Origin of the sequence: Lysinibacillus xylanilyticus (assembly GCF_001708185.1) — a bacterium.
Lineage (GTDB): Bacteria > Bacillota > Bacilli > Bacillales_A > Planococcaceae > Lysinibacillus > Lysinibacillus xylanilyticus_A.
In genome coordinates this window covers 179,690-202,997 of the sequence record NZ_MDDN01000006.1, presented here as the reverse complement: position 1 = coordinate 202,997, position 23,308 = coordinate 179,690, and the positions used below count along the sequence as shown (strand labels likewise).

Genomic DNA, 23,308 nt, shown 5'->3' with positions numbered 1-23,308 from the left:
ACATCTCTTTGATGATTCTTTCCGTCGCTACAGCGGCTTGTTCCGTCGCTCTGGTGATTCGTTCCTTCACTTTGGCGATTCTATCCGTCGCTTCAGATTCGTTCCGTCGCTTCGGCGGCTTGTTCCGTCGCTCTGGTGGTTCTTTCCTTCACTTTGGCGATTCTATCCGTCGCTTCGGATTCTATCCGTCGCTTCGGATTCGTTCCGTCGCTTTGGATTCGTTCCGTCGCTTCGGTGGCTTGTTCCGTCACTTTGATGATTCGTTCCGTCGCTTCAGCGGCTTGTTCCGTCGCTCTGGTGGTTCTTTCCTTCACTTTGGCGATTCTATCCGTCGCTTTGATGATTCGTTCCGTCGCTTCGGCAGCTTTTTCCGTCGCTCTGGTGGTTCTTTCCTTCACTTTGACTGTTCTATCCATCATTTTGACTGTTCTATCCATCATTTTGACTGTTCTATCCATCATTTTGACTGTTCTATCCACGACTTTGGCTGTTCTATCCACGACTTTGACCGTTCTATCCACTACTTTGCCTGTTCTATCCACACTTTGGCGGCTCTATCCATCACTTTGCCTGTTCTATCCACACTTTGGCGGCTCTATCCATCACTTTGCCTGTTCTATCCACTACTTTGGCTGTTCTATCCACTACTTTGGCTGTTCTATCCACGACTTTGGCAGCTCTATCCACGACTTCGGCGGTTCTATCCATCTCTTTGATGATTCGTTCCGTCGCTTCAACCGCTCTTGCTACCTAAGATACAAAAAACCCCCGGCACATTGTCGTGCCGGGGGTTAGAAATACTTTTATTACATTTTTTCTGGTGCAGATACGCCGATTAAACGTAGTGCGTTGGCAATTGTTGTACGAACAGCTGTAATAAGGGCTAAACGCGCCTCTGTTAGCTCTTTATTTGAAGCATCTAACACTTTTTCAGCGTTATAGAAGCTGTGGAATGCAGCTGCCGTTTCTTGAATATAGTTGGCGATACGGTGTGGTGTACGGTGATTCGCAGCATCAGCTACCATTTTCGGGAAGTCGCCCACTTTTTTCAGTAAATCGATCTCTTTTTCAGCAATTAACAAGCTTAAATTGTCAGTTGAAGCAGCAAAGCCTTGCTCATTTGCTGAACGTAAAATAGATGAAATACGTGCATGTGCATATTGTGCATAATACACTGGGTTTTCATTTGATTGAGATACAGCAAGGTCTAAGTCAAAGTCCATATGAGAATCGCCTGCAGTTTTCACGAAGAAGTAACGTACTGCGTCTAGGCCAACCTCTTCTACAAGCTCACGCATTGTAACAGCGTTCCCTGTACGTTTAGACATCTTGAATTTCTCACCGTTTTTATAAAGCTGAACCATTTGGATGATCTCTACTTCAAGCGTATCACGATCATAGCCAAGCGCCTGAATAGCAGCTTTCATACGTGGAATATAGCCGTGGTGGTCAGCTCCCCAAATATTAATTAATTTATCGAAGCCACGTACAATTTTATCCTCATGGTATGCGATATCCGGAGTCAAATACGTGAAAGACCCATCATTTTTAATTAACACGCGGTCTTTATCGTCACCAAATGTTGTCGAACGGAACCAAGTAGCACCGTCTTCTTCAAATACATGACCATTTGCTTTTAATTTATCCAATGCCACTTCAATTTTGCCGTTTTCATATAGTGAAGTTTCAGAATACCACACATCAAAGTTTACGCGGAAGTTTGCAAGGTCTGTTTTTAACTTGTCTAATTCTAACGCTAAACCATGCTGACGGAAGAATGCAAAACGTTCTTCATCAGATTTTGCTAAAATTGAATCGCCATGCTCACTAGCTAGTTTACCAGCAATTTCAATAATATCTGGACCGTGGTAGCCATCCTCTGGCATCTCAGCATCCAATCCTAAAGCTTGCTTATAGCGCGCTTCTAGTGAATAAGCTAAGTTATTAATTTGGTTACCCGCGTCGTTTATATAGTACTCACGAGATACTTTGTAGCCTGCCATATCTAACACATTACATAATGAATCCCCTACTGAAGCTCCACGCGCATGACCTAAATGTAAATCACCAGTTGGATTTGCAGATACGAATTCAACTTGAACTTTTTCTCCAGCACCAGCATTAGAACGACCATAGTCAGCGCCTTGCTCAAGCACCGCTTTTACTACATCTGTTAGGAAATCTTTACGCACAGTAATATTCATAAAGCCAGGACCAGCAATATCGATTTTCTCAATAACTGTACCTGCTGTGTCAAGATTTTCTAAAATAGCTTCAGCAATGGCACGAGGTGGTTTTTTAGCTAATTTCGTTAATTGCATAGCGATATTTGTTGCATAGTCTCCATTTGCCTTATCCTTTGGTGTTTCAAGGTGAATATTTAACTCTGTGCCAGCCTCTACTAAGCCAGCTTTTTCAACAGCCTGCGCAATTGCCGCTTTAATGGCTTGTTGTACTTGTTCTACTGCGTTCATCATTGTACCTCCGTAAATGTAATGTCTAATGTATAGTTGCCAACGGATTGCCCACCCATTAGTAAATCATACTGTACATGGAAATCTCCGCTTATTGCTTGTTTTGTAAACGTCATTTTTTTCGTCTCTATGACGAGTGGCATTGAACCAAACTCACTTTCATAATGACCCGTTTGTTGTTCAATTATGTTAAGTGGTAGTCGCATTTTTACTGCTCCGGCACGCATAATTAGTGCTTGTTCATTGCCTAGCTTCATAGTTGTGCGGATGGTTTTATCCTCCTGCACCTCTTCATATTTCAAATACATGCTTCCTGCTTTTTCAAGTAGCTGCCCTGTCAGCCACATTTCATAACTTTCGGACTCTCCATCAATCGGACGAATCGTAGAAATGAGCTTAATGTTCACCTGCGATCTTGCTTCGTTGGCCATTATGGACGCTCCCTTTTATTGTTTTTACTATAACCTTTTTATTATAGGATGAATACTCATATTTTTTCAAGGTTGAAGTAAGTATTCTATGGTGTCGCGGCAATAATCACAGTCATTTTATTTATTGACACAAATTGCCTGTAAATCTACAGTTATGATATAACTCCAGAATTTTCAATCATTTCAATAAAGTGAGGGTTGCTGTATGTTAACACTTGAACAAATCCATACTGCTAAACGAAGAATTTCATCTTATGTATATGAAACACCTATGATTCGATTAAACGGGCTCGATGAACTTTTAGGATGTCATGTCTACATAAAAGCCGAGAATATGCAAAAGACTAACTCTTTCAAACTGCGTGGAGCTCTTAATAAAATGCTATCCATGCCGTTAGAACAATTGCAACAAGGCGTAGTTGCTGCTTCCTCGGGTAATCATGGCAAAGGCGTTGCCTACGCTGCTAAGCTATTAAATATTAAGGCAACAATTGTCCTACCGGATTCAGCTCCTACAGTTAAGGTAGAAGGAATACGTGCTTTAGGTGCGGAGGTTGTACAATGTAAGCTTGCAGAAAGGCATGTCATAACAGAAAAGCTCAGTCGTAATCATGGTTATTGCATTATACATCCTTATGATGATTACGATATCATGGCAGGACAAGGAACAGCAGGTTTAGAACTATTTGCACAGCTTCCTGATGTCAATACTATTGTTGTCCCTATTGGTGGCGGTGGATTAATTAGCGGGATTGCAACTGCAATAAAATCTATGGCCCCTCATATTAAAATAATTGGCGTGGAGCCTGCCGTTGTTTCGCGTTATGCCAAAAGCTTAGAAGCTGGCGAAAGATTGCTTTTAGAGGAACAAAAATCTTTGGCAGATGCCCTATTAACTTTACAGCCCGGAGAACGAAACTTTCCAATTGTTCAACAGCTTGTCGATGAGGTTGTAAGTGTAGAAGAAGCATTGATCCATCGTGGAATGAAGACCTTACTTTCCGCAGGTAAAATCATCGCTGAACCATCCTCCTCAATCGGTATTGGGGCTGCCCTTCAAGGAGCTTTACCTATTCATCAACATGAAAAAGTATGTTTTCTTATTTCAGGAGGTAATGTTGAATTAACACCTGATGAGCACTAGACAAAGAAGCATCCGCTCAGATGAGTAGATGCTTTTTTGCCCTCTTTTTTGTTAAACATAGCTCTCCGTATTTTTTAATTTCATTGCATCCTTTTTAGTAAATAAAGCGCGCCAGAAATAAATTGAGAGACCGATTAACACCATGCAATGAATGATATAAATAGAAACAGCAAGAACAGTTGGCTCACCATCCGTCATGAAAGCTATAAAATCGTGCATAGCGTGCCAGATAATCGGGAAAATAATACTTTTTGTCTTCGCAACAATTTCTGCACAAACTAGTCCAAAGAGGAATGCATAAGTTATTTGTAGTAATGTCATTACTAAATCAGCACCCGAAGCTAAATTTGCAAGATGCCCAATACCAAACAAAATAGAGGAACCTAGAATAGCTATTTTAAGACCTTTAGCTGATAAATATTTAAAAATTAAACCTCGGAAAATAAGCTCTTCACAAATACCAACGGCAATAACAAATAGAAGCAAAGTAAATACATACTGCACTGAAAAACTATCCTTATGTGTAAGACCATTAAAGAAAGTAATCAGCTCAGAAATAACGATCACAATCATCCACGCCTCGGCTTTAAATCTTCTAAATCCGAAATCCTGTAAAGAGAATTTGCTTTTTTTCATGATCCATAGAGTAACTAGAATACCACATGTAAAGGCCGCAAAATGAATCAAATAAATTGTGCTTAAGCTGCTTATATTGTTAACAGTTATAATTGCACCTGATATAGAAGGAAAAACAAGTGCAAATAAGGTGAATAGAATCGATAACAGAATAGGCGAATTTTTTATGGTCATTTATTTTCTCCATTCAGTAATTTTTGTTTAACGCCTTCAAAAACATCTTTTAAAATGCTCTCAATTTCCGAGCTATCTAAATCGCAAGTATTCGTCGCACACATTGTTGCAATGCCGTGCGTAGTTAACCATATATCTATAAATAGCGACTTAGCTGAGGTTTGAGTTAATCCTGTGTTATTTGAAATAAGTGCTATAACGCCTTGATTCTCAACGTCATTTAGTAATTCTGAAAAACTCGAAATCTTATATTTATCGGATAGAAATAATAACTCAAAGAACTTTTTTTCTTCTCGAGCAAAGTTAATATACGCTAACCCCATTCCTAGAAAAGAGCTTTGTTGTAACCCATGAAACATCCTTTCATTATAAAGATTGCTAGCCAATTCATATATTGCGTACTTTAAATCGTCCATACTCGCGAATAATCGAAATATAGGTTTTGTCGAACAACCTAATTCTTTTGCTAAATCTCGTGCATTGACACTATCAATCCCACTCTTTCTAGCCATTTCAAAAGCACAATCCAATAAAACTTCCTCTGTAAACCGCTCTTTTGGTGCCAAAAAATTTTCCTCCAATCAATAGGTAACATCCGTTACCTATAATGTAACAATATTTTCCTATGCCTGTCAATAAGATCATCAAAAACATTACTCTCTTTAATTTGAGCGGATGCTTTTTGTGTTTAGAGGCGGTATAAGTTATTACGTCCGTCAGAAACTCCATTGCAACAAGCTTCCCCTTTAATTTTTACAAAAATTTCATAATTCTATCTTCTCTTATTAAAGATATGGATATGGTATATTATCACTACATCTAAATTACTCAATATATCCAAAGTTATTAGTATATACCACTTTTTTGAAGATAATTGAGCCAATGGGGGAAATACTTTGAAAAATTTATCAATCAGAAAAAAAATTCTAACACTCATTACGTCCGCTGTTGCTTTTTTGCTGATTATTTCATTTGATGGTTTTTATTACATTAATGATATGGCAAAAAAATCTAGTGAAATGTATGACGAGTCACTTTTGCCAATTCAATATATCAGTCAACTTGGATCTAACTTTAGTGATGTAGATTCTTACATTTTAGAGCTCATGATTACTACGGATGCTAATCGTAATACCGAACTACAGACAAACATCTCAAAAAGTGGTGAAAGTATTAGAGACTTACTCATAAAATTCGAAGACTCTTACACTGGAAAAGACGATGAAAAAGAACTATTAGAATCTCTTAAATCCAATCTCGATGGTTATTTTAGTACTATGAAAAATATCATTAATTTGGCTAACAACAACCAAAACGAGGAAGCCTATTCTGCATACACTAAAGCTTCAGACGATCTTATCAAGAAGGTGGAAACTGATACAGACAAACTTATAGCTCTATGTGCTGATGATGCCGATCAGCTGAATAAAATAAACGAACAAAATCAATCTACTACTATGCTTATTTCTGCCATCCTTTCTGTTTTAGCCATTATTTTCTTTATTACATTAGCAACATGGATTGCACGTTTAATTGTAAATCCGGTGAAAGAGTTGCAGGCTACTATGTTAAAAGCAGGCGATGGTGATTTGACTGTGCAAGGTACCTATTCATCCAAAGATGAAATTGGTCAGTTAACTCAATCATTTAATTCGATGATTAATAATATTCGTACTACCGTAACAAAAGTCAATGAAACTGCTAATCATGTAGCCTCGGCATCTGAAGAGTTAAATGCGAATGCAGAAGAAACTACGAAAGCAACAGAGATGGTTGCCATTACGATGGAAACGATTGCTCATGGATCCGTAGAGCAATTAAATAATGTTTCTAGCACCGTCAATACCGTCAATGAGCTTTCAACTGGTGTTCAACAAGTGGCTGGGAATGCTCAAGCTGTAACCGAACTTTCAGGTGATTCTTTATCCCTGGTGATAAATGGTATGAATGCGGCGGATCAAATGAATCAACAAATGATGGACATCACTGAACGAGTAAATGACTTATCCGAAGTTGTCAACTTGTTAGGAAAACGTTCTAATGACATTGGTCAAATTATTGATTCGATTACAGCAATTGCTGAACAAACAAATCTCCTTGCCCTGAACGCCGCAATTGAAGCCGCACGTGCTGGCGAGCATGGGAAAGGCTTTGCCGTCGTTGCAGATGAGGTTAGAAAATTAGCAGAACAGTCTGCTGCTTCTTCAAACAAAATTGAAGTGTTGATTTCAGAGACACAGAAGGATACTCAAAAAGCTGTTGAATCAATGAAGTTAGTTACAGTGGGAGTTAATGAAGGGATTAAAACAACTGAAAATACACGTACAACTTTCGCTGCCATTCAAGGGGCCATTCAAGATGTTACCATGCAGGTAGAAGAAGTATCTGCAGCAGTTGAGCAAATGGCCGCAGGAACTGAAGAAATTGTTGGTAGTATGAATACAATCCACTCCATAACTAAATCTACTACAGCCGGTACAGAGAGTATTTCTGCTACAACTGAAGAACAAACAGCATCGATGGAGGAAATTTCATCATCTGCATATGCGCTCGCAAACTTGGCAGATGAGTTAAGAGACTTAGCAGCTCAATTCAGAGTTTAATAGGATGATCGCGGTCATCACCACTTTTCACATTTAATTATGACTTTGTACATTTTCTAAGGAATCTCAACATCATTCATATAAAAAAGAAGCGGCTAGATCATTTTTTGATCTAAACCGCTTCTTCTCTTTTATAACTCTCGCCGTTCCTTTAGCTTAGAGATTAAAAGCTACTACAATTCATGGATTATACTAACCTCATTACTGCATACACATGCTGCGACTCACTCTAATTAATCCCACTGTCAGCCCCACACTATAAAATAAATTAATTTACCCAGCACAAAGTGGATTGGGTGCATACTATATCTAACAAAAGAGGCTCGGGCAAAAAGAAAAAATGTTAGACCGATTGCATTGGTCTAACATTTTTTTGATTTAGGAAGGAACACTCTACTCATTGAAGCGAAAAAGTTATTATCTGTTTTCGCTATTTTTCAAAATAATCGAGTTCTGTCCCAGCCTCTTTTCATGAAATTTTGAACTACGCAAGATAAGGCATAAAACAATTTTAATTTGGGGATGTGGGACTGAATGGGACTAATAAAATGGCGAGCGTGTGTACAGGAATGAGTGAGTTATATCAGGTTGGGGCTAATTGCTTCAACTTTTTTTAGAGTCCTTCCATCGTTTATCTATATAAGATTTTGCGCTATCATTTGCTATCGATCTCGCAGAGTTAACTCCAGATCCCTTTTCGTTTTAGCCTGCTTTGATATAAGCTGCTTCAGTAGCGTTTCCTAACTCAATATAGTAGTCCCCAAACGCTTATTATTTCGGTGTTAATTTCTTTACTTTTCCCAATGACATCACCCCATTATGCTAGTTGCTTTGTAAAATAAAAAAGCCATCTCCAATTAAATTCGGAAACGACTTAAAAAACTTAATCGCACGAAGAACCTTCAGACGAATCACTGTAATTCGAAGTGGTATCCGTACAATCATTTCTATCTGTGTCTTGAAACGAAAATACTGAACCTGTTGAAATAAAATCAGTTGTATTAGTACCCGAATGGATAGAACGGCTTGAAGAACTATTATTACTTCTTGTCTTTTTCATGGTAGTTAAAATTCCTATTATCATGATTAAAAAAATAATTACAATAAAAAAATCCATTCGTTACACCTCCTTTGAATAACAGTTTAATTTTAACATTTTAGGATAACTTAGTCATTACCTATCACTCTTAAAAGCAAGTACCGTTGCCCTAGAAGTTAAAGGGGGAAACAATAACTAATTCTAATTTTTGTTGAAATAACTCAAATTCTAAAGAATCAATTTTGTATTTGTTCTTTAATATTCATCTAATGGCATTCCTTTCCTAATTTCAATTGTAAGCTTTCTGACTTAATTAAATATATACCGGAAGAGAATTAACACAAAAAGCATCTACTCTCTTAGAGCGGATGTTTTTTGTGTTTATGGGGGCTATAAGTTGTCACGTTCTATAGAAATGATCCAGAGAAGCGGTATTCAAACGCCAGTATTAAAGGATGAAAATCAACTAGATCCAAATCTGGTATCCACAATGACGGTAGTAGTCAGATTGATTACTAGGCAAGAATTAGAATTTAGTGTTTGGTATAGAGTAACGCCGAAGTTAGCGATGGCTGATTATTTGAAGACAGCAAGTTTCACAAGATAAGACTAAGCAGTTTATAAAGGTTTCCATAAAGCGGCTTTTAACGACTCATTTGCAGGTACCTCCGCTTACTTTACGTATGTAGTCTCACAGGTACATGCAAACATACATAATCATTTCGATATGACGACTTGCAAACTTTAAGTATAGAACTTTTGGATGTGAAAATTAATAATTGTTTCATATTTCTTTCTTCTCAGATTAAACACTTAGATGGAGTATAATATTACAAAATAATTACTCAATTTATCCAAAGTAATTAGTAATTACCACTATTATACTACTTTTAAAGATAGTTGAGCCAACGGAGGAAGTATTTTGAAAAACTTATCAATCAAAAGAAAAATTTTAACACTCATTACATCCGCTGTTATTTTTTTGCTGATTATTTCAAGTTGTAGTTTTTATTACATCAACGATATGGCAAAAAAATCTAATAATATGTATAATGAGTCACTTTTACCAATTCAATATATCGGTCAACTTCGAACTGACATTCGTGCGATGGATTCTTTCATTTTAGAACTAATGATTATTACTACAGAAGTAAACCGTATTGCCGATCTACAGACAAACATCGAAAAGAGATCTGAAAGTATTAAAGACTCAATCGTGAAATTCGAAGCCTCTTACAATGGAAATGAAGAAGAACGAAAACTGTTAGAATCTCTTAAACCTAATATCGATGGTTATTTTAACGCCATGACAGATGTTATTGATTTGGCTAGTCAGAACAAAAACACCGAAGCCTATTCTATGTACATCACAACTTTAGCTGATTTCCGTGAGAATATGGCAAATGATGCACGCGACCTTATGACTCTTTGCTCTGACCATGCCAATGAGCTGAATAATATAAATGAGCAAAATAAATTCACTACTTTGCTTATTTCGATTACTTTCTCTGTTATCGCCATTATTTTCTTCATTACATTAGCAACATGGATTGGACGTTTAATTGTAAATCCAGTTAAAGAGCTGCAGGCTAATATCTTAAAGGCTAGCGACGGTGATTTGACTGTGCAAAGTACCTATTCATCCAAAGATGAAATCGGTCAATTAACCCAATCATTTAATTCGATGATTAGCAATATTCGTAACACAGTAACAAAAGTGACTGAAACTGCTAATCATGTAGCCGCAGCATCTGAAGAATTGAATGCTAATGCAGCAGAAACTACAAAAGCAACAGAGATGGTTGCAAATACGATGGAAACGATCGCCCATGGATCAGTAGAGCAACTAAATAATGTTTCTAACACATTCAATACCGTCAATGAGCTTTCTACAGGTGTTCAACAAGTAGCTGGAAATGCTCAAGCTGTAAGCGAACTTTCAGGGGATTCATTATCCTTGGTGAAAAATGGTATAAATGCCGCGAATCAAATGAATCAACAAATGATCGACATCACAGACCGAGTAAATGGCTTATCAGAAGTTGTTGACTTGTTAGGAAAACGTTCTAATGAAATTGGTCAAATTATTGATTCGATTACAGCGATTGCTGAACAAACAAATCTTCTTGCTCTAAACGCTGCAATTGAAGCCGCACGAGCTGGCGAGCATGGGAAAGGCTTTGCTGTTGTTGCAGATGAGGTTAAGAAGTTAGCAGAACAATCTGCTGTTTCTTCAAACCAAATTGAAGTGTTGATTTCAGAGACACAGAAAGATACTCAAAAAGCTGTTGAATCAATGAAATTAGTAACAGCGGGAGTTAATGAAGGGATTAAAACAACAGAAAATACACGTACAACTTTCGCTTCAATTCAAGGTGCCATTCAAAGTGTTACAATGCAGGTAGAAGAAGTATCTGCAGCAGTCGAGCAAATGGCCGCAGGAACTGAAGAAATTGTTGGTAGTATGAATACAATCCATTCTGTAACTAAATCTACTACAGCCGGCACAGAGAGTATTTCTGCTACGACTGAAGAACAAATGGCATCGATGGAGGAAATTTCATCATCTGCTAATGCACTTGCAAACTTGGCAGAGGAGTTAAGGGATTTGGCAGCTCATTTCCGCGTATAATCTGATGATCACGGGCAGCACCAATTTTCACATTTAAATATGACTTTACACATTTTCTGAGAAATAACAACATAGATCAAATGTCCCCTGTACGATAGACACTTAAAAAAGTTTATCTTACAGGGGACTTTTATTTATAATGACTTAAGGAAAGTGGGACTAGCTCATAACTCCCACTTAAATCCTTCATATCAACATTTACAAAGCCATTCTTATTTTACCCAGACCAAAATCATTTCTCTTACTAACTTTGAAGCTGTATTTGCGACTGGCGTTTCACATTCGTCGTAGAGTTAGTGTTTCTAGCTTTTTTTTTAATTATTTCTCAAAACGGCCTCGTTATTTTCCTTATTGCTTTCTTGTTTAATTTGATCGATTCTATTTTTTCCCCATTCGTACATCATCTCAACGATTGGTAATAATGTCATCCCTAGTTCAGTCATTGAATATTCGACCTTCGGAGGGACTTCTGGAAACACTTCTCTATGAACAATTCCATCATCCATTAGTTCACGTAATTGGTTTGTTAATATCTTATGAGATATTTTCGGAAAAAGTCTTTGAAGTTCACTGAAGCGATGTGGTCCTTCTACACCTAAATGCCACAAAATAACAACCTTCCATTTCCCACTAATGATCGATAAGGTAAGTTCTTTTTCACAATGATAATCATTATTTAATATTCTCTCTTTTATCTCATCTCTTAATTTATCCGACATAGAACTAACCCCCTTTCATATAAATAAGTAACCTTTTGGTAACCTCCGCACAAAAAAGTGCACTCTTCACAATATAGAAAACCATAGTAGAATGAGGTTAGTCTTAAAGACAAATTTTTTCTATTTTAGGCGTCAAACATTTACGATTACCTGAACAATTCTATCAAACTCACCTTATTTTATTATTAAAATTTTTTTATTTCGCCTAAAATAAAACTATCCCATCTAAAGGAGCAAAAAACATGCAAACAATCGCAGGAAAAGTGGCGCTAATTACAGGAGCGGGACGTGGAATAGGACGTGCAACAGCAGTAGCTTTTGCGCAAGAAGGTATTCACGTCGGTCTTATTGGACGTACTCTTGAAAATTTACAACAAGTAGTAGAGGAACTTAAACAGTATGATGTGAAGGTAGCAATCGCTGTGGCAAATGTAGCAGATTTAGACTCTATTACTACAGCTGTTGAATCAATTCGCAGTGAGCTTGGGGCAATCGATATTTTAGTAAACAATGCCGGCATTTCAAAATTCGGTAGCTTCATGGACTTAAAGCCTGAAGAATGGACAAATATTATCGATGTCAACGTAAAAGGTGTGTACTACACAACACGTGCTGTATTACCGGAGATGATAGAACGCAACACAGGCGACATCATTAATATCTCATCAACAGCTGGACAAAAAGGTGCACCGATTACAAGTGCATACTCAGCTTCAAAAGCTGCAGTTATCGGACTAAGTGAGTCCTTAATGCTTGAAGTGCGTAAGAAAAATATTCGCGTTACAACATTAACGCCAAGTACAGTTGCAACAGATATGGCGGTTGAACTAAACTTAACAGACGGCAATCCAGAAAAAGTGATGCAAGCAGAAGATTTAGCAGATTTAATGGTTGCACAGCTAAAACTTCACCCACGTGTTGTATTAAAACATGCTGGACTTTGGTCGACGAACCCTTAAATAGAACTATTCGAAATATCACAGCGCTATCCGATGTATTTTGGATGGCGTCTTCTTTTTTAGAATAACAAGCTCTAATTTGGGTATTACCAACCCGTCTATCACATGAACGACATTACTTGTAAAAGCTCGATAAGACCTTTTATTAAAAGATCTTTATCAATGCCTTTAAGAACAAATTAAAACCATCTACGATTCGAGTCCTATTACACAATAAATTACACAGGACTGCCCTAGCTTCTCTAAGAAAAAAGTTGAAAAGTGGGGCTAGCTCATAGCTAAACCCCACTCCAATCGCTTCATATAAACACTTATAAAGCCCTCTTTATTTTACCCAACCCAAAATCATTTCTCTTAGCAATTTACTGGCTGTGTTTGCTGTCATTTCTGATGTGTCGTAGATTGGTGCAACTTCAACTAGGTCAAAGCCAACTACATTGACATTACTTGCTGCAATCGCATGGATTGATGCTAGTAATTCTTTCGATGTAATGCCTCCGCAATCTACTGTTCCTGTGCCTGGTGCATGTGCAGGATCAAGTACATCAATATCAATCGTCACGTAAACATTACGTCCCGCTAAAGTCGGTAATACCTCTTTTAATGGCTCTAGCACTTCAAATTTTGAGATGTGCATGCCATTTTCCTTTGCCCATTCGAATTCTTCCTTCATACCTGAACGAATACCAAATGAATAGACATTTTTCGGTCCGATATGTTCGGCAATTTTGCGAATAGGCGTTGAGTGAGAAAGTGGCTCCCCTTCATATTCAACACGTAAGTCTGTATGTGCATCGAAGTGGATAATTGCTAGATCATCATATTTCGCAGATACAGCTTTCATTACAGGCCACGATACTAAATGTTCGCCACCCATGCCAACTGGAATCTTGCCATCCGCTAAAAGCGTCTCGATATACTTTTCAATTTCATCTAAAGAACGCTGTGCATTCCCGAATGGTAACGGTATATCTCCTGCATCAAAATATTTCACTTCTTCTAACTCGCGATCTAAATATGGACTATATTCTTCTAGACCAATTGATACTTCACGAATACGTTGCGGGCCAAAACGTGAGCCTGGACGATAACTAACTGTCCAGTCCATTGGCATACCGTAAATAACTGCCTGAGCATCCTCATATGTGGGATGACTTTTTATAAAAACATTTCCTGAATAAGCTTCATCAAATCTCATTACTCGACCTCCACTTTTATTAGGAATTAATCCTATTTCACCATTACTCTATTAAGGACTTACAGGATTGTAATGAAACCTCTATCCTTGCATCCTCGTATACATTATTGGAACATCTAGCAAAATTCGATTAAAATTTACAAAGTGTCTTTCTTTTGTCGAATGCTAGCATTTCAAACAGTACAAAAAAAGTATAGATGTTTTTGAATAAAGTGCAATAGTTTTTACCTAGAATTTCGATTAAAGATGAATGTTCAGACACATACTATACGCAAGTGTGAGAAAACGAGGTGAAGTCGGATGAAGAGAAAAAGCTATCAACGTAAGCAAAAACGTACGAAGCGTACACGCAAAGCCCTTACCCTTTTCGTCGCCTTTCTATCTGCAATTGTAGTAGCATTTGTAGCTTTACGCGTCTATGTTCAAGTGGCTGGTGCCCCGCCTTTAACCGTACCTAAAGCCTCTATTTTCTTAGATGAAAATGAGAACCAGATTGGGGATCACTTTACGAACGAACGACGTTATTGGGTTGATCTTGATGAGATGTCCCCCTATCTAAAAAAAGCAGTGGTCGCTGTTGAGGATAAAGATTTTTATGAGCATAGAGGATTGGATTTTTCACGTATCGCAGGTGCATTATTAGTTGATATTAAGGCTGGAAGTAAGGTTCAAGGAGCAAGTACTATTACACAACAATATGCTCGAAATCTATATCTTTCACATGAAAAGTCTTGGACACGAAAATTAAATGAAGCACTGTATGCTTATAGATTAGAAGTTTTTTATGATAAGGATGAAATACTGGAGGGCTATTTAAACACTGTATATTACGGACATGGTATGTACGGTGTAGAAGCAGCTAGTCGATTTTATTTCGGAAAATCTGCCAGTGATTTAACACTAGCGGAAGCAGCAATGTTAACTGGAATTCCAAAAGGGCCAAGTATTTACTCCCCTATTGTCAATCTAGATAAGGCAACTAATCGCCAGCACGTTATTTTAAAATTGATGGCTGATCAAGGTGCCATTACGCAAGATGAAAAAACACGTGCAGAAAATGAAAAGATTGTCTTAAAGAATGATAGCTGGGTAGCAACAAAATCTATAGCACCATTCTTCCTTGACGTAGCATGGCAAGAGGCTAGTGAAATTTTGAAAACAAAAAATCTCGACATTAGTGAAGGTGGTTGGACTATCCAAACAACCCTTAATCAAGAACACCAAAAAGCAGCAGAAGAAGCTGTAGCCAAAAACATGCCTGCTAATGATCTCCAAGCTGCGTTCGTTAGTATGGAGTCCAATTCAGGTGCTGTTACCGCACTAGTCGGAGGCCGTGACTATGCTACAAGTTCATTTAACAGGGTTACACAGGCAAAACGTCAGCCAGGCTCAACCATTAAACCTATTTTATATGCCGCAGCTTTAGAGAATGGGTATACGCCATTAACTTTTATAGATGTAGGTGAGACAACTTTCACTTATGATAAAGGACGTTCAACATATTCTCCCAAAAATGTTAACGGCAAATTTGCAACGCATGATATGTCGATGGCACAAGCGATCGCTATTTCAGATAATATTTACGCAGTTAAAACGTTAGAGGAAATTGGATTTAAAGCATTTCACGAGATGGCTGATCGATTCAACGTGAATATTGGTGATAAAGACAATTTATCTATCGCGCTAGGAACAGCTGAAACTACTTTATACGAAATGACGAATGCTTATAATATTTTAGCATCACAGGGACAAGAAACCGCTCCTACTACTATTATTTCTATTAAAGATGCTAATGGTGATATCATCTACGAAAATAAAGAAGAAAAAAAAGAAGCTGAGACAGTTCTCTCAAAAGAAGATACGTTTATCTTAACAGAAATGATGACAGGTATTTTCGATCCTGTATTTAACGATTATTCTCCAGCTACAGGGATTGGCATTCGCTCTCGTATGACGCATACGTATGCAGCAAAATCTGGTTCTACAAATAGTGATCAATGGTTAATTGGATTTACACCTAGTTTAACTGCTGGTGTGTGGAACGGCTATGACCAAGGAAAAAATATAGAAACAAAAGAAGATACTGCAGCTACAAAGAAAATATGGATCGACTTTATGGAGACTGTCAATAAAGGAACAAAGAACGAGGATTTCACAAAGCCTAAAGATGTGAAAGGTGTGGTCATCGATGTTGAAACAGGCAAACTTGCAACAGACGCCTGCCCTAAACAACGTTTGGTCTATGTAGATGAAAAGGATGTACCGACTGAAAAATGTTCAAACTTTGATATTCTCGATAGAGATACGTGGGGAGAGATTTGGAATATGCTCCCGTTCGACATTTTTAAAAACTAATAGACAATGTGGAAACCTTTATGAGTCAATCACGTTCTAAATAACGAAGGCTCTCGACAAAGTAATAGACATATACAAAAAAAGAAAAGCTTTCTCTTCCCCGGAGCAGTGTCCGTGGGAACAGAAAGCTTTTCTTTTTTATGGCTCGCGAAGTAGATGAGCATCATGAGGCATTTGGCTTGGGTTTGGGTTGTTCAAATGCCGCATAGCGCTCATCACATTCGCAGAACCAAGTGTCCTAGCTTACTAAAATGTAAGTCTGCATCAAGTTTACTTTGTTTCAAACCCACTTTCAACCTTATATCGAAAACGATTGCAAAATGTCACAGATTGTTCAATCATTGTAAGTCTATTCTGCAAATAAGTCTTGACGCAATTGGTCCTCACTACGTGCCCACAGGTCTGGATTGAGCTCCGCTAAGAAAGAAGCTAACACTTTTTTAGATGGTGCATCCATATGCTCTACAATAATATGACGCTTCATAGATTTATCCATTTTATTAACATGATCAGCTAAAATTTTATAGCCACGACGTTTTTCTCGATTGACTACCATTTCACACGCAGTAACACCTGCATAGTAAGGTCCATCCGCTTTATGGTCAATCGTCACCCATACGAGCCAATACGGTTTTCCACCCTCTGAATCTGCACGATCTGTCGTAAATTTAATACCACGTTCCACATCACTACGAGCATGCATTGCACCGACTTCAACTGATGCTGTCCCCTCTTCTACATCGATTATGACTGGCGATACGTTTTCAAGTGAAAGCGAACCGATTCCAAATCCCTTATGTCCATCTGTTGGGTCATTTTTAATAATCGTAAAGCCCATTTTTTGTTTTGATTTTTCTTCATTTGCCATACTTTAATTACCTCCATTCTGCTATTATAAAGTAAAGCATCGTTAGCGCATCGGTGTCGTCATGACAACGACTCTTGCCTTGCGCAAATGCCTGAATACAAGTAAGAAGTTTTTATACTTTCTTTCTTATCAATTTCGCCTTGGCGTAATTGCGTCCGGATTTTGAATTGTGCCAGCACAATTCATTCCTTTCAAAATCCGTGACATCCGCCGGAGGCTTTTTATCTTCATTCAGTAGGTGTTTGAACACCCACGGAAAAGGAACCACACCCGCATTCATCTTACCACCATCAGAGGTTGAAGTCTTCTACTGAATGGAGATAAACTAACTATACAACATTATTCAATAAAGGAGGCAATATTATGCCATACGTAACAGTGAAAATGCTTGAAGGTCGTACAGACGAACAAAAACGCGCACTAGTAAAAGAAGTAACAGAAGCCGTTTCTCGTACAGTTAACGCGCCAGCAGAAAACGTAACAGTCTTTATCGAAGAAATGCCTAAAAACCATTACGGCGTTGCAGGCGTGCTCCACAGTGATAAATAAAGAGTATAACGGGTAGAGCAACATAATGCTCTACTCTTTTTCGTCTGATGTCCTTACTGACGATACATAACGTTTTACCGAGCCAGCTATAGTTCTAGTGGCGGAATATGACCTGTTAGCGGCGATTCTCTTGGTTTTAGCGGCGGAATTTGATCCTTTAGCGGCGATTCTCTCACTTTTAGCGGCGCAAATCGACACTTTACCGGCGATTCTCTCACTTTTAGCGGCGCAAATCGATCCTTTACCGGCGATTCTCTCACTTTTAGCGGCGCAACTTGATCCTTTACCGGCGATTCTCTCACTTTTAGCGGCGCAACTTGATCCTTTACCGGCAATTCTCTCACTTTTAGCGGCGCAACTTGATCCTTTAGCGGCGATTCGTAATTTCAATACTAGGATGTGATCTATGAAATGAATAAACTTAAACTAACACTACTCATTTGTATGCTCATCATTGGCCTCTTACTTATTTTTATTAATCCAATTCAAAATGCCATTATCGCTCATTTAAGTAAACAATTAAATACAACCGATTACAGTGCAGAGGATATTGAAAAGAACAATAATGTGGATGCCGATTTTGAATTTGAAGCAGTACAATCACTATCTATTGCGGAAGTTTTAAAAGCTCAAACAACAGCAAATAAAATGCCTGTCATTGGTAGTATCGCTGTCCCTAGTGTGGATATGCAGCTTCCTATCGTCAAAGGAGTTGGCAATGCCTCTCTTGCCGTTGGAGCAGGCACCATGAAGCCTAATCAAAAACTTGGACAAGGAAATTACGCTTTAGCGGGTCATTACTTTGAAGAAACAGATATTTTATTTAGCCCCTTATATAAAGCGAGTATAGGAGATACGATTTATGTAACGGATTTAACGAATATTTATGAGTACAAACTAATGTCTAAGGAAATCATCGCCGCTACGGATGTTTATGTTATTAATGATATCCCTAATAAAACCGTTTTGACCCTCGTTACATGCGCTGATAATGGCACGAAAAGACTTGCCATTCAAGCAGATTTTGTTGAGCAATATCCGTTTGACAAAGCACCTGCAAAGCTATCAGAAACTTTTTAGTATACGAAAAACCCCAAGATTTTACGTTTTATTAAAAGTCAAGAGTTAAAGTAATGCACATAATATTTCAGGATCCTATATACAATGTGCAACATTATAATATGCTATTTTAAAGCTGAACTAATTTTGATATTAGTTCAGCTTTTATTTGTGTTTAAAGATATAGTTTGAGTATATTTAATAAAAGTATATTATTAGGAAATTTTTCTATCCGTTCTTCAACTAACGAAGCAGGTTAGTGGAAGAAATAGCAAGTGGGTTTAACTAGGAGAAGTGTCGATGACATTAAAGAAGACACCGAGGTGTCTTATGTTTTTTTAATTAAGAATATTGATAAAGTGGAATTTAATTACTTAACATTATACTTATTTTCGGAGCGAGGCATCTTATCGGTGAGTATATACCAAGTAATGCTTGCTGTTAATAATGTTGACGAAATCAAAGCTGTAAGAACACTATATGTTTGCCAAATAAGTATCGTTGACCAATCGAAGGCAAAAAACATTATACACTGGGCAATCGTAGCGATTAGGAAAATAATTGTTACGATTGTTCTCTTTTTTGTAATTGGCTGCTGCTCATTCGTTTTCCTTTTTCTTAATCCTAAGAGAAATAACAGAACGGCCAATAGGCAAAGAATAATTGTGGTAGACGACAAAATGATGTCCAAAAGCTGTGTGCCGCTTATCTCATATGACTGAGTTAGATTGCCGTCTAATATATCTTTAACTTTTAGTACCAGGTTTATATTGGTATTTGCGCCGTTGCTCAGTAAGCAGATGGCTGTTCGTTCATTTGGCAGTATGGCTACTTCGGTTCTAAAATTCGGATTACCCCCAGTGTGTTCTATAAACGTTTGTTCGGCGTTTACCGACCAACCTGCCGCATAATACATATCGTTGACAGCCGAAACAGACATATCACCCCTATGTGATTTTTCGATAACCCTGTGAAATATTTCGGGTATGTCCTGCACGATACCCATCTGTATGCCCATCCAACGCGCCATATCTTTTGTATTAGAAATGATATAGCCGGCAGGTTTATTCCCAGCATAATCCGGAGCGTTAAATGGAGTTGTTATGAAAAAGGAAGAACGGTAGCCCTGTGCTAACTGTCCAGTGGCTTGAGCATCTTCTTTATAAACATACGTCTGGTGAAGACCTAAGGGTAGAAATACCTGTTCCCTCATAAAGTCTTCATAGCTTTGTCGTGATACAATCTCAATAACCAAACCCAATACGTCATAATTAACGGTTCCATAGTTATATTGTTCACCGGGAGAGAACGCCAATTCAGCATCTACCAGCGTTTCCACAGTCTTTTGCAACATATCAGGCGTATTGCCTTGTGGAATATTTTGAGTATGTCTAATATTTGTTAAGCCGCTGGTATGGTGAAGGAAGTTATTTAGTGTAAGGCTTTGCATATCAACAGGTTTACCTTGATACTTTAACGTAAACCAAGGTAAATATTTTTGGATAGGGTCAGTCATTGATAGCAGCCCTTGCTCTTCCAATAGCAGAATCCCCATACCAGTAAAAGCTTTACTCACCGAGGCCAACTCATAGAGTGTATTTTCACTTGCAGACAACCCCTTTTCAAGATCTGCATACCCAGAAGAAAAGTAGAACACTTCATCATTAGCAAGTATTGAGATTGACATTCCAGGCACACCTGATGTACGAGAGGCATCATCTAGCAACGCTTGTATTGCCACAGATTTCGAATCTGACAACGCATAACTTTGTGTTGCGAATCCCGAGAATAATATAAGTATCGTTAATACAAAAACAATAGTCTTTTTCATAAACTCTCCTTTTTGAAGAATTATAAGAGTATAAAAAACTTATTTTTATAACTATAAACTAAATTCTAATTTATATTTCTACTTAACTATATAATATCAAGTAATTGTGAAGAGTTACACTTAAACTAACGGGTGCTTTAATTGAACAAGATAGTTAAAAATTAGCCTAGTTAAAAGTAATTTAACAAGGCTGGTTTTGTATCTCATTATTCTACTTAAACTGCTCAAATTGATTAGTTAGCCATCGTTCTTGATTTTCTGCAATGTATTTTTCAACCGCTATTAATCTATTCACCAATTCCTCTTTTGAAAGCTGCAAATACCTCCTTTTGGCGAAGTTTACATCACGTTCAGATGAAATCCTTCTTATCGATGATTCGTCAAATGTAGAAGGCATTACAGGTTTTTTACGTGTGTTTTTTACTTTATACGTTCTGCTATGCTTTTGATAATAAGAATGTAGTTCTTCATTGCGCTTAATTGTATTTTGATGGATACCTTTTCCTTTTTCATCAAATGCTTTTGAATGCTCACTAATGTTGTGATAAGTTACGGGAATCCCTTGTTCTACTAGAAAATTAATCGTTTGAATTCCAATAGTAAGTGAACGGTCTCTTCGTTGCTGATGCACTTTTACAAGCCATTGCCGCTTATCTGAATGGATTGTGCTTTGTGATTGGTTCATAATGACGTTCCTCTCTATATTGTTTTATCAAGTCAATCTCTTTTAGTTCGATTTTTGCTTGCTTCGCCATTTCTTTTGCTTTACGTACTTCAAGGTCTAGACCCATTGCCTTAAATCGTGTTTCCATATCTTTTGATAACTCAATGATCCCTAATAACTCACCCACATTCACTGAAAATTTGTTTGAATCTTAGGTGTAAGATCTCTATTTTTTTCAAGTCCGTTCTAACGTCATTATTTCTAGCTGAATTAATTAATGTTATAAGTAATAAATGATTTTTCCAATCATAAGTCAAACAATTATTGTTCATATACTTAAAAACCCGTTCATCTAGTTTATCGATTAAATATTCGCCTCTATTGTTTTGTAGACACATTAATTTTGTATCCATTGTGCCTAACCATTTATCATACCAATCTGTTACTGGTCGCAATGTTTCTGCCAAACTTACTCCAACCCTTCTAATAGCTCCTGTAAATCTCCATCAAATTTATTTAAATTATCTGTTTCAATTACTGTTAGTTTTAGTTTAGATTTTTTTGAAGCTTTTAGTTGCTGTATATATTCTTTTTCGTTTCGTTGCATTTGTTCTAACATTTTGTCGTGGGATTCTCGATGTTTTGCTTTATCAAAATGATGTTCGTAAACATTTATAGTATCCGTATTTTTCTATTTCATATATTTAATTAACTCATTTTTTCGTTGTTGAATTTCGCTCTCATTTTGAGAAATATGATATATCTCTCTTAATCTCGAAGTTACAAACCAATGTCTAGCTTTATGAGGGTTTAAGCTTATTTCATTTAACTTCATCGCTTTATTCCAATGATGGTACCATGCATGATAAGTGAGTGCAGTTCCGTTTTCCGATAAAAAAATAGGGGAATCATCACTTAATTGTTCAAATATGAAGTGGTTTTTGTCATAGCTCTTTCTTTCTGTATCAATGTAATGAAATAATCGTTTAACAGTATCTTTGCTAAAGCGTAAGAACTTTATTTTTCGACCATGACTACCTTTGTTAAAAGTAGCAACTTCTTGGTGGCTCTTTCGTTGGCGATAATCTCCTATTGTTAAATGAATGATTTCAAATATCCTTGCACCTGTTTCGAACAACATACGTGCAATCAACATTTCCCGTTGTGACCAATCCACTTTTTTCCCTGCTTGATAAACTTGATATGGTAAATTGCCATCATCTATTATTTGTGGTTGCCACTCTTCTTTAATAATTTTGAAATAGGAATCTGTTAATCTTCTGTGAGGAATAGCATCTTCTGTCCCTGAAATATTCGGCATTCTAGGTTTATCTTTTCTAACACCATTTTGATTGCTATAATCATGCAAAATATATTGCCCATCTATGAATGGATTGTTATATGTATAATGCTCCAATCGAATCATCGACTTATAAAAAGATTTTAATGCTGATAAAAAGCGACTGATTGTAATAGGACTTTTATTTGTTAATTTCACAAATCGAAAGGTATCTTTTTCTCGAATTTTACATGCCAGCTCAAGCATTAAATAATCTTCTACAACTATTCGTATTATTTCAGATGAATCATTCCATTTCACTCGTTTCCCTTGATAATTACTTTCTAGCTCCAACCATTTAAAAAATGGAAGCAAGCAATTTAAATAAGACGTAGCAGAACTCTTATCAATTCTTCCTAAACAATCATGGAAATAATCTGTTAATGGAAGAAAAGGTTGGTTATCTTTAAATACTAATAATTGATATTTACTCGTTATTCCTTTTGGACAATAATCATACCAATACAATCTAACACCACCTATAACAGAACGTTCGTTCTGACCTTAACTTATTTATTGGTAATTGTAAAATGTATAATCCTTTAATAAATCATAAAAAATAAAAAAGCACATTACTAAACTTTTCGTTTTTAGTAACGTGCTTTTTATTGAATGTGTAACATTTTATTAAAGT

23 protein-coding genes are annotated in these 23,308 nt (G+C 37.1%); 10 read left to right on the top strand and 13 right to left on the bottom strand.

The genetic code is table 11. The annotated features are described in order from the left end of the window. A partial coding sequence (locus tag BFJ97_RS24740; RefSeq protein ID WP_175401755.1) for a hypothetical protein occupies positions 1-716 on the top strand: 716 nt, incomplete at its 5' end. A gap of 90 nt (positions 717-806) precedes the next feature. Here the strand turns inward: BFJ97_RS24740 and argS are convergent. Together argS and BFJ97_RS14000 are read right to left on the bottom strand one after the other, a co-directional pair. Continuing rightward, entirely contained in the window at positions 807-2,474 is a 1,668-nt protein-coding gene (gene argS / locus BFJ97_RS14005; RefSeq protein WP_068985263.1) for an arginine--tRNA ligase, read from the bottom strand. After that, a complete protein-coding gene (locus BFJ97_RS14000) occupies positions 2,474-2,905 on the bottom strand; it encodes a DUF1934 domain-containing protein (protein ID WP_068985262.1) in 432 nt (143 codons plus the stop codon). The genes argS and BFJ97_RS14000 overlap by 1 nt, the downstream gene beginning before the upstream one ends. Positions 2,906-3,110: 205 nt before the next feature. On the opposite strand from BFJ97_RS14000, the gene BFJ97_RS13995 reads away from it, so the two are divergent. After that, on the top strand, positions 3,111-4,049 hold the full coding sequence (locus tag BFJ97_RS13995) for a threonine ammonia-lyase (RefSeq protein ID WP_068985261.1): 939 nt from the start codon (positions 3,111-3,113) through the stop codon (positions 4,047-4,049). Between the two features lie 51 nt (positions 4,050-4,100). Here the strand turns inward: BFJ97_RS13995 and BFJ97_RS13990 are convergent, their stop codons facing one another. Both BFJ97_RS13990 and BFJ97_RS13985 read right to left on the bottom strand, forming a co-directional pair. Continuing rightward, a complete protein-coding gene (locus BFJ97_RS13990; RefSeq protein WP_068985260.1) occupies positions 4,101-4,859 on the bottom strand; it encodes a CPBP family intramembrane glutamic endopeptidase in 759 nt (252 codons plus the stop codon). Then, positions 4,856-5,425 (bottom strand): TetR/AcrR family transcriptional regulator, encoded by a 570-nt coding sequence (locus BFJ97_RS13985; RefSeq protein WP_068985259.1) that lies wholly within the window; start codon positions 5,423-5,425, stop codon positions 4,856-4,858. Before BFJ97_RS13985 ends, BFJ97_RS13990 begins: the two co-directional genes overlap by 4 nt. A gap of 330 nt (positions 5,426-5,755) precedes the next feature. On the opposite strand from BFJ97_RS13985, the gene BFJ97_RS13980 reads away from it, so the two are divergent. Next, complete coding sequence (locus BFJ97_RS13980; RefSeq protein WP_068985258.1) at positions 5,756-7,462, top strand: methyl-accepting chemotaxis protein; 1,707 nt, start codon at positions 5,756-5,758, stop codon at positions 7,460-7,462. A gap of 883 nt (positions 7,463-8,345) precedes the next feature. Here BFJ97_RS13980 and BFJ97_RS13975 read toward each other — a convergent pair. Next, positions 8,346-8,579 (bottom strand): hypothetical protein, encoded by a 234-nt coding sequence (locus BFJ97_RS13975; RefSeq protein WP_068985257.1) that lies wholly within the window; start codon positions 8,577-8,579, stop codon positions 8,346-8,348. Positions 8,580-8,898: 319 nt separating this feature from the next. Here BFJ97_RS13975 and BFJ97_RS13970 point away from each other — a divergent pair, with 319 nt between their 5' ends. Then, the gene (locus tag BFJ97_RS13970; RefSeq protein ID WP_068985256.1) at positions 8,899-9,108 is read left to right on the top strand and encodes a hypothetical protein; all 210 of its coding nucleotides are present in this window, start codon (positions 8,899-8,901) and stop codon (positions 9,106-9,108) included. A gap of 315 nt (positions 9,109-9,423) precedes the next feature. After that, positions 9,424-11,133, top strand: coding sequence for a methyl-accepting chemotaxis protein (locus BFJ97_RS13965; RefSeq protein ID WP_068985255.1), 1,710 nt, complete (start codon positions 9,424-9,426; stop codon positions 11,131-11,133). Between the two features lie 314 nt (positions 11,134-11,447). Here the strand turns inward: BFJ97_RS13965 and BFJ97_RS13960 are convergent, their stop codons facing one another. After that, positions 11,448-11,852 (bottom strand): winged helix-turn-helix transcriptional regulator, encoded by a 405-nt coding sequence (locus BFJ97_RS13960; RefSeq protein ID WP_068985254.1) that lies wholly within the window; start codon positions 11,850-11,852, stop codon positions 11,448-11,450. Between the two features lie 242 nt (positions 11,853-12,094). On the opposite strand from BFJ97_RS13960, the gene BFJ97_RS13955 reads away from it, so the two are divergent. Beyond that, a complete protein-coding gene (locus tag BFJ97_RS13955; protein ID WP_068985253.1) occupies positions 12,095-12,811 on the top strand; it encodes a 3-ketoacyl-ACP reductase in 717 nt (238 codons plus the stop codon). 325 nt (positions 12,812-13,136) lie between these two features. Here BFJ97_RS13955 and speB read toward each other — a convergent pair whose 3' ends face one another. Next, positions 13,137-14,009, bottom strand: coding sequence for an agmatinase (speB, locus tag BFJ97_RS13950; RefSeq protein ID WP_068985252.1), 873 nt, complete (start codon positions 14,007-14,009; stop codon positions 13,137-13,139). A 300-nt stretch (positions 14,010-14,309) separates the two neighbouring features. Here speB and BFJ97_RS13945 point away from each other — a divergent pair, with 300 nt between their 5' ends. Next, positions 14,310-16,364, top strand: coding sequence for a transglycosylase domain-containing protein (locus BFJ97_RS13945; RefSeq protein WP_068985251.1), 2,055 nt, complete (start codon positions 14,310-14,312; stop codon positions 16,362-16,364). A gap of 349 nt (positions 16,365-16,713) precedes the next feature. On the opposite strand, the gene BFJ97_RS13940 is transcribed toward BFJ97_RS13945, so the two are convergent. Next, entirely contained in the window at positions 16,714-17,232 is a 519-nt protein-coding gene (locus BFJ97_RS13940) for a YwhD family protein (protein ID WP_068985250.1), read from the bottom strand. Positions 17,233-17,595: 363 nt separating this feature from the next. Between BFJ97_RS13940 and BFJ97_RS13935 the strand changes: the two genes are divergently transcribed. From BFJ97_RS13935 to BFJ97_RS13925, 3 genes are all read left to right on the top strand, one after another. Further along, positions 17,596-17,781, top strand: coding sequence for a 2-hydroxymuconate tautomerase (locus BFJ97_RS13935; protein ID WP_068985249.1), 186 nt, complete (start codon positions 17,596-17,598; stop codon positions 17,779-17,781). A 97-nt stretch (positions 17,782-17,878) separates the two neighbouring features. Continuing rightward, positions 17,879-18,184, top strand: coding sequence for a hypothetical protein (locus BFJ97_RS13930; RefSeq protein ID WP_139114445.1), 306 nt, complete (start codon positions 17,879-17,881; stop codon positions 18,182-18,184). A gap of 8 nt (positions 18,185-18,192) precedes the next feature. After that, positions 18,193-18,861 carry a class A sortase gene (locus BFJ97_RS13925; RefSeq protein ID WP_068985247.1) on the top strand — a complete coding sequence of 223 codons (669 nt, stop codon included), beginning with the start codon at positions 18,193-18,195 and terminating at the stop codon, positions 18,859-18,861. A 349-nt stretch (positions 18,862-19,210) separates the two neighbouring features. Here BFJ97_RS13925 and BFJ97_RS13920 read toward each other — a convergent pair whose 3' ends face one another. From BFJ97_RS13920 to BFJ97_RS13900, 5 genes are all read right to left on the bottom strand, one after another. Then, positions 19,211-20,671 carry a serine hydrolase domain-containing protein gene (locus BFJ97_RS13920; protein ID WP_058844397.1) on the bottom strand — a complete coding sequence of 487 codons (1,461 nt, stop codon included), beginning with the start codon at positions 20,669-20,671 and terminating at the stop codon, positions 19,211-19,213. Between the two features lie 211 nt (positions 20,672-20,882). After that, positions 20,883-21,356: a hypothetical protein gene (locus tag BFJ97_RS13915; RefSeq protein WP_068985246.1), complete on the bottom strand. Its 474-nt coding sequence runs from the start codon at positions 21,354-21,356 to the stop codon at positions 20,883-20,885. Further along, entirely contained in the window at positions 21,322-21,483 is a 162-nt protein-coding gene (locus BFJ97_RS13910) for a hypothetical protein (RefSeq protein ID WP_175401754.1), read from the bottom strand. The genes BFJ97_RS13915 and BFJ97_RS13910 overlap by 35 nt, the downstream gene beginning before the upstream one ends. Before the next feature lie 321 nt (positions 21,484-21,804). Next, positions 21,805-21,942: a hypothetical protein gene (locus BFJ97_RS25250; RefSeq protein ID WP_254660173.1), complete on the bottom strand. Its 138-nt coding sequence runs from the start codon at positions 21,940-21,942 to the stop codon at positions 21,805-21,807. A gap of 84 nt (positions 21,943-22,026) precedes the next feature. Beyond that, a complete protein-coding gene (locus BFJ97_RS13900) occupies positions 22,027-23,142 on the bottom strand; it encodes a tyrosine-type recombinase/integrase (RefSeq protein WP_254660172.1) in 1,116 nt (371 codons plus the stop codon). Between the last annotated feature and the right edge of the window lie 166 nt (positions 23,143-23,308).